This is a genomic window from Mesorhizobium sp. WSM4845 (genome assembly GCF_055811455.1).
Map to the genome: position 1 here is coordinate 61,580 of NZ_JBVVQA010000035.1, position 6,835 is coordinate 68,414.

Here is a 6,835-nt window from a genome sequence, read left to right on the forward strand (position 1 = left end):
GCCCCCAAAAAATGCGGGGGGGGGGCCGGGGGGCCCGAAGGCCCCCCCCCACGGGGGGGTAAAAAAACCCCGCCCCGCGTCCGCCGGGGGGGGGCCCCGCAACCACCGCGCCTACTTCAAAGCCGTGCATTCGAACTGGAAGCCAGATGCAGCGTGATGAAGTCTTATGGCGAACGCGCGTGGCGGGCGCCTTTGGCTCGACGTTTTGTGGGAGGGCAAAAACTTACGGTGACGGCAAGCAGTCGGCAATCTCGCCGAATGCCATCAGAGCGTGTGCAAAAGATCCATAGCCTGGATGTATGGCATTCAACTAATCAATTTTACGAATTAGCGGGCATGCTCCATTAGAAGAACAACAATTGACTGAAAGCAAGTACGCCGACACCTGCTGCCGGAAACTTTCTTACTTATGTTATGGGCGAGTGGGGCAGATCGGCCGAATTCGATCCAGCGGATGATTCTAGAAGGGCACCATTTTCACATCGATGGTGCGAGGCCTCAGTTCATCCAATTAAACCGGGAATTTCATCAGGTCTTCTATGACGCGAGACTTTCGAGCCGATGTCCAGGCCTTGCGGGGTCTATCTGTCCTGCTGGTTGTCCTTTATCATACCCAAATCGCGCCGTTTGGTTATCTCGGCGTTGATATTTTCTTCGTAATTTCGGGCTTTCTGATCACCGGCCTCATCACGACCCAGCTTGAGCAGTCACGGTTCAGCTATTGGGAATTCTATTATCGTCGTGCGAAGCGCCTGTTGCCCGCGGCCTATGTGGTCATTGCGCTCACGACGATCGCTGCACCCTTTTTCCTGTCGGATGTGGGCCTGCGGGACTTCCGAAGTCAGGTCCTCGGGGCGCTCACATTCACCGGCAACATCGTTCTCTGGTCTCAGGCGGACTATTTCGGCGAATCCGCCGAAACGAAGCCTCTCCTGCATTTCTGGTCGCTCGCTGTCGAAGAACAGTGTTATCTGCTGCTTCCTGCTTTCTTGGCCTTGGCTCCCAAGAGATGGCGGCTCACAGCGGTTAGTTTGCTCCTGATTGCCAGCCTGGCACTGTGTCTCTACGTGGCCATTCGTCACCCATACGCTGCATTTTATCTTTTGCCGACCCGCTTTTGGGAAATAGCGATTGGTTCGCTCGGGGCATTGCTTCCCGCAAGCGCTCGCGTGGCGGCCAAGTTTGCGGCGCTGCGCGTCCCGGCGTTCGTGCTTGTCCTCCTTATTCCCATTGGACTTAGTTCGCAGAACCCGATCGTGGATGCCGCTTTGGTTTGTTTGGCAACCCTGATCCTCCTGCTGTCGCCCAGCAGGGATAATGTGGCGGTTCGAAGCATGGCAAGGATCGGGGATATCTCGTACTCGCTCTATCTGGTCCATTGGCCGGTGCTTGTATATGTGCGGGCTGCTTGGCTGGCAGAGCCTCCCGCGCTTGCGATCTATGCGGCAGTTGCCTTCTCAGTTGTAGCCAGCTTAGTTCTTCACCGGCTCGTGGAAAAGCCGTTCCGGCAGGGATTCGTCGCATCTCGTGGATGGATGGCCTCAGCACTCGTTGCCGCAACGGTTCTTCTTGGCTTCGCACGGTCAGTCGACATTGGCGCAGCCGAAAGTAGGGTTGGCTTTTCCGAGAGCCGACGGATCAATTACGGCCTGGGAAGGGCATGTGATCTCACATCTGGATCGCCTCCCCAGGGCATTCCCGAGGCCTGTCAGACGACGGGCAGGCCCGAATTGCTGGTTTGGGGCGATTCATTTGCCATGGCGCTGGTTCCCGGCTTGGCCAAAACGATCGGAGAGGCCGGCCTGGCTCAGCTCACAATGAGCGGGTGCTTCCCCGCCATCGGCGTTGCTGCCTTCTCCAAGCGCGCAGCGTCTCCCTCCTTCGCCGAGGACTGTGTTCGCTTCAATGACAGCGTTTTGGGTATCCTGAAAAATCGGCCGGGGATAAGGACCGTTGTCATTTCGAGCCCATTTGACGCCCCTGATTCAAAAGACTTCATGCTGCTTAAGAGGCGTGACGGGACATTCACGGAAGTTGAAACTTCGGTAGATGGAGCCGTTGAGGGTATCAAGTCCCTCGTCGACGCCGTTCGCGCTTTGGGCAGGCGAGTGGTCGTAGTTGCTCCCCCGCCAGTCGCAGGCTTCGATATCGGCGATTGCCTTGAGCGAAAGGTGAGGGGAAATCTTATGCTCGGGCGGCACAGTGATTGCGAAATTTATGTCACCGATTACCGCCGGATGCGATCCCGCACTCTTGAGCTCTTGAACCAGGTGGCTGTGAAAGCTGACGTAGAGGTTGTCTCTTACCACGACTTTCTCTGCGACGACACAAAATGCAGAACCGAGATCGATGGCAAATTCCTCTACCGGGACAGCGGCCATCTTTCCTATGAAGGATCAGAAATCATCGCTCGAAAGACAAGACTTGCTGAGAGGCTGATCAGGGCTGCTCGTTAGAGCGAATTTTTTAGGCGGAGTGAACCGCGAGCACTTTCGCGTGGCTCGCAATGAAAAGCGCATGAGGAATCGGACGCCCGCCGCGCCGACCTGAAATCACGAGGCGACGGCCCGCAAGGCTGCCAAGCGGAACGCGTTCCCGCACGGCGCCTCTCGCGCTCGATGGCGATGCGGCGCCGACGGGCTTCTCTGCTGGAAGCCGCTGCGGACGGCATCTTTTTCATGATGTCAAGCAGCGCGGCTACACCGGCAGCTTCTCCAATCTGGAGCGCCTGCTGGGAGCCTGGCGGCGGGCCGAAAGAGAGCGCGTCGATGACGTTCCTTCCATGGCGCTCAGCTTGGGACCCGTTCGAGATCCGGATACCGGCCACGCGATTTCGCCAGTTGTTGCCGCGGCGCTGTGCATAAAGCCAAGAGGCCTGCTGACGCCTCGACAGGCAAGGAAAGTCGATGCCCTGAAGCAGGGATCTGACGCATTCGCCGAGATGCGACGCCTGGCGATGCGCTTCAACGGCATCCTTCGCAGCAAGAGGCCGGAAACACTGGACCCCTGGATCGACGATGCAATCGACTCCGACATCATTCCGATCGCCCGTGTTTTGCGCAGAGACATCGATGCCGTCAAGAACGCCATCGAGCTGCCCTGGAGCAACGGACAGGCCGAAGGGTCCTCATCGCAACGCAGCAGGATGGCCAATCGAAGGTCGCAGACGCTCTTTCGAAAGGCGCGCGTTTCCAGCTCTACCTCGCTCTACGCCTGGCCGGATACTATGAGTTGCCAAGCTCAGGCCCGCTGTTCCGTTCATCGCCGACGACATCATGGAAACCTTCGACCATCTCAGGTCGGAGGAGTTCTCCGCCTGTTCGGCGAAATGGCCGGTGTGGGCCAAGTCATCTACATCACTCATCATCAGCACTTATGCGACATCGCCAAGGCGGTCCTTCCCGACGTGATGATCCACGAGCTCGGGTAATTCAAACGGCATTGTTGTCGGTCGGTTCTCGAGGCAAGTCGCATTGGCAACCACCGTTCGCGCTCTATTCCGCCCGTGGAGATCAGCTTTGCCGTTTCCCAGCAGCAGATACAGCCCAAGGTGATGCTGGAGGTCGCGATTGCCTCACCTCAGCCGTTCAGCAGCGCGTGGCCATCTCCATCAAGCTGATATCGCTAATGACCACGCTTGGAGCTTAGCGCAGAAAGCCGATCGGTTATGTGTTCCGACCGGATGCAGTATATCTAGACTAGTGAGTCAAAACGCCAGAACTACCCGATCGCTGCTGTACCCAGCGAGTGACTAACCGATCAGGCGGTCGTCATTGTCGGCCAGCGTCGACGTGGTCTCCATAATCGCGGCGTTGCGCGACATACGCCGGCGCTTCAAGTGGAGGCCCTGCTGTTCGGCGGAACTCAGAAGCGGCCTTACGACTCTCGTGATAGAGCGAGCTATATGGGCCGCTACAATCTGGCAGCCTTGGGTGGGCGAGAAACTTCCGTTCTGAGCTCCTGTTTGGATCATTCTGCAAATTTGATCGGCCGTTACCGTGTTGTAGAGACCACATATCTGAACAGCAGGTGGCTGAGAACTATGGCGCTTTCAATAGAAGCACTAGCCCACTGCAACATTACCCACCCTGCCTGTCCACCAGCAAAGCGAAGTCATGAAATTCGGGTCAAGCGGCGTTCGAGGTTTGGATTCGGAATTGGTCGGCAAGGCCAGCGGACTTTATACCGAAGCTTTCGCTTGGCGTTTAATTTCGAGCCGGGTTCAGCCGAATAGTTCGGTCTTCATAGGCCGCGACCTACCTGACAGCAGTCAGGCGATAGTCAACAATTGCATGGCGGCGTTGGCCGCAAATGTTTCCAGCCGATCGATCGCGGCGCCATACCTACGCCTGCCCTGGCACTATATGCACGCAGACACGGCACGGCGGCTCTTATGGTCACCGGTCGCACATTCCAGCCGATCGCAACGGCATCAAATTCTATGGTCCGAATGGTGAAATCGGCAAGGCGGATGAGGCCGCGATGACGCGCTTTGTAGCCGAAAGATCAGATGCATATTGCTTTCCACCGGCTCCTCTGGGAACGACGTGGCCTTGCGCCATGGAGAAGCGATAGTCTCTTATCGAGAGGGCGCCAATGACATACTGGAGCCGAGCTCCCTTTCCGGTATGAGACTTGGTGTCTACCAGCACAGTTCGGTCGCGGCTCTCTATCCACAGGGTGGATGCATCTCATCGAAACAAACGATTTTATCAATCTTCCGGAATCTCGCATTGACAGCACCTCACACGCCCTGATCGCCCGCTTCCCATATCGTGTGACGACAGCGAAAAAAGAGCCCGAAAGGAGAAGTTTTTCCATGAGCTCAGACGTGCTCCGATTGCTGTTGGTGAGTGGCACAAGCCTGGTCAGGGACGATTTTCGCGAGGTGACTGGCAGAGGCATGGCGCCGCACCCACGTCAAAAGGCATTATTATGAAAGGAACAGAATGGCTGACCAACTCACAACGGAAATCATTGCCACGATCAAGAACCGCCTCGAATCGGAGAGCGGCGAGGGAGAGAGTGTGTCCATCATCGGCGAAATAACGACTGCCACGGAACTGACCTCGCTGGGAGTCGATTCGCTGGGTCTGGCGGATCTCCTCTGGGATGTGGAGCAGGCCTACGGCATCAAGATCGAAATGAATTCGGCCGAGGCGTGGTCGAATCTCCAAAGTGTCGGCGACATGGTGGAAGCCGTCCGCGGCTTGCTAAGCAGGGCGGCTTGAATGGATCGGCGTGTCGTCATCACCGGACTGGGCGGGCTGTGCGGCCTGGGCACTGATGCCGCCTCCATCTGGACAGGAATGCGTGAAGGGCGCTCCGCCATCGGCCCGATCGTGACTCCCGAGCTTCATGGGCTTGAGGGCCATATAGGTGCCGAGATCAAGGAGCTACCCGCCCATGACATCGAACGCAGCCAGTCCGTCTCGATGGACCGATTCAGCCTGCTCGCGGTGCTTGCAGCGCGCGAAGCGATGCGGCAAGCCGGACTTTCCTTCTATGAAGATAACGCTCATCGCTTCGGCACGGCAGTGGGCGTCTGCGGCTGGGGCTGGGGAGCCATGGAAGGGAGCTATCGTGTCCTGGACTTCAACAACGGCAGACGTGCTCCCATCCTCACTGCACCTAAGGTGCTACCGAGCGCCGCTGCCAGCCAAGTCAGCATGAACCTCGGCCTGCGTGGTCCGGTCTTTGGCCTGGCATCAGCATGCGCGTCGGCCAACCACGCAATCGCTTCTGCAGTGGATCAGATCAAGCTCGGCCGGGCCGACGTTATGGTTGCCGGAGGCAGTGACGCGCCACTCGTCTGGCTCGTGATGAAGGGCTGGGAAGCACTGCGCGTACTCGCCCCGGACACTTGCCGCCCCTTCTCCGGCGACAGGAAGGGCGTGGTGCTGGGCGAGGGCGCGGGGATGGCCGTGCTGGAGAGCTATGAGCACGCAAGCGCGCGCGGCGCTACGATCCTTGCCGAGGTCGCGGGCATCGGTTTTTCCGGCGATGCTTTTCACATAGTCGCGCCATCTATCGAAGGCCCGGAAACAGCGATACGCGCCTGTCTTGCCGATGCCGGGCTGAATCCCGAGGACGTGGACTACCTGAACGCGCACGGCACCGGCACCAAGGCCAACGACGAAACCGAAACGGCGGCGATCAAGCGCGTCTTCGGCCACCATGCTTACTCGATGTCAATCTCCTCCACCAAGTCCACCCACGCGCATTGCCTCGGTGCAGCGAGCGCGCTTGAAATGATCGCCTGCGTGATGGCGATCCAAGAGGGCGTCGTGCCGCCGACCGCCAATTATCGCGAGCCAGATCCCGTTTGCGATCTCGATGTCACGCCCAACGTGCCGCGCGAGCGTAAGGTGCGTGTGGCGATGAGCAACGCGTTTGCTATGGGCGGTATGAATGCAGTTCTAGCGTTCAAGCAGGTGTAGAAGCCATACGAGATGCCTCCAGGAACTCTATCTCTGGTATCCGGGGTCCGTTTTTTGCAAAATTCTCAACTGTTGAAGCGACTTGGACAGTTCCGCTACCCGGAAGGTTAAGCGAGACCCTTCGAGTTCGGCTCGAGGACCTGTCCAAAGATGTACCCGATAATGTCTGGAAGGCGCAGGGCGCCAGTGACCGCTTCCGTGCGAAGCCGGTCTTAGAAAGGGAATCGATAAATGTTCGATCTGACCGGCCGCAAGGCGCTCGTCACAGGCGCATCGGGAGGCATCGGCGAGGCTATCGCCAGGGTGCTGCATGCGCAAGGCGCTGTCGTCGGCCTGCACGGCACCCGCGTCGAGAAGCTGGAAACGCTGGCGGCCGAGCTCGGCGACCGGGTCAA

Annotated in this window: 4 protein-coding genes and 2 pseudogenes; all 6 read left to right on the plus strand. The window is 58.4% G+C overall.

What is annotated here, in order from left to right:
• Window positions 1-539 precede the first annotated feature (539 nt).
• Window positions 540-2,456, plus strand: coding sequence for an acyltransferase family protein (locus AC0L2C_RS28975; protein ID WP_473525047.1), 1,917 nt, complete (start codon window positions 540-542; stop codon window positions 2,454-2,456).
• 194 nt (window positions 2,457-2,650) lie between these two features.
• A pseudogene (locus AC0L2C_RS28980) lies at window positions 2,651-3,124 on the plus strand (ISL3 family transposase); the annotation flags it as partial.
• Window positions 3,115-3,430 (plus strand): annotated as a pseudogene (locus AC0L2C_RS28985) (ATP-binding protein); the annotation flags it as partial. The pseudogenes AC0L2C_RS28980 and AC0L2C_RS28985, both read left to right, overlap by 10 nt.
• A gap of 1,519 nt (window positions 3,431-4,949) precedes the next feature.
• Entirely contained in the window at window positions 4,950-5,231 is a 282-nt protein-coding gene (locus AC0L2C_RS28990; RefSeq protein ID WP_473525048.1) for an acyl carrier protein, read from the plus strand.
• Window positions 5,232-6,440: a beta-ketoacyl-[acyl-carrier-protein] synthase family protein gene (locus AC0L2C_RS28995; protein WP_473525049.1), complete on the plus strand. Its 1,209-nt coding sequence runs from the start codon at window positions 5,232-5,234 to the stop codon at window positions 6,438-6,440.
• A 231-nt stretch (window positions 6,441-6,671) separates the two neighbouring features.
• A partial coding sequence (locus AC0L2C_RS29000) for an SDR family NAD(P)-dependent oxidoreductase (RefSeq protein ID WP_473525055.1) occupies window positions 6,672-6,835 on the plus strand: 164 nt, incomplete at its 3' end.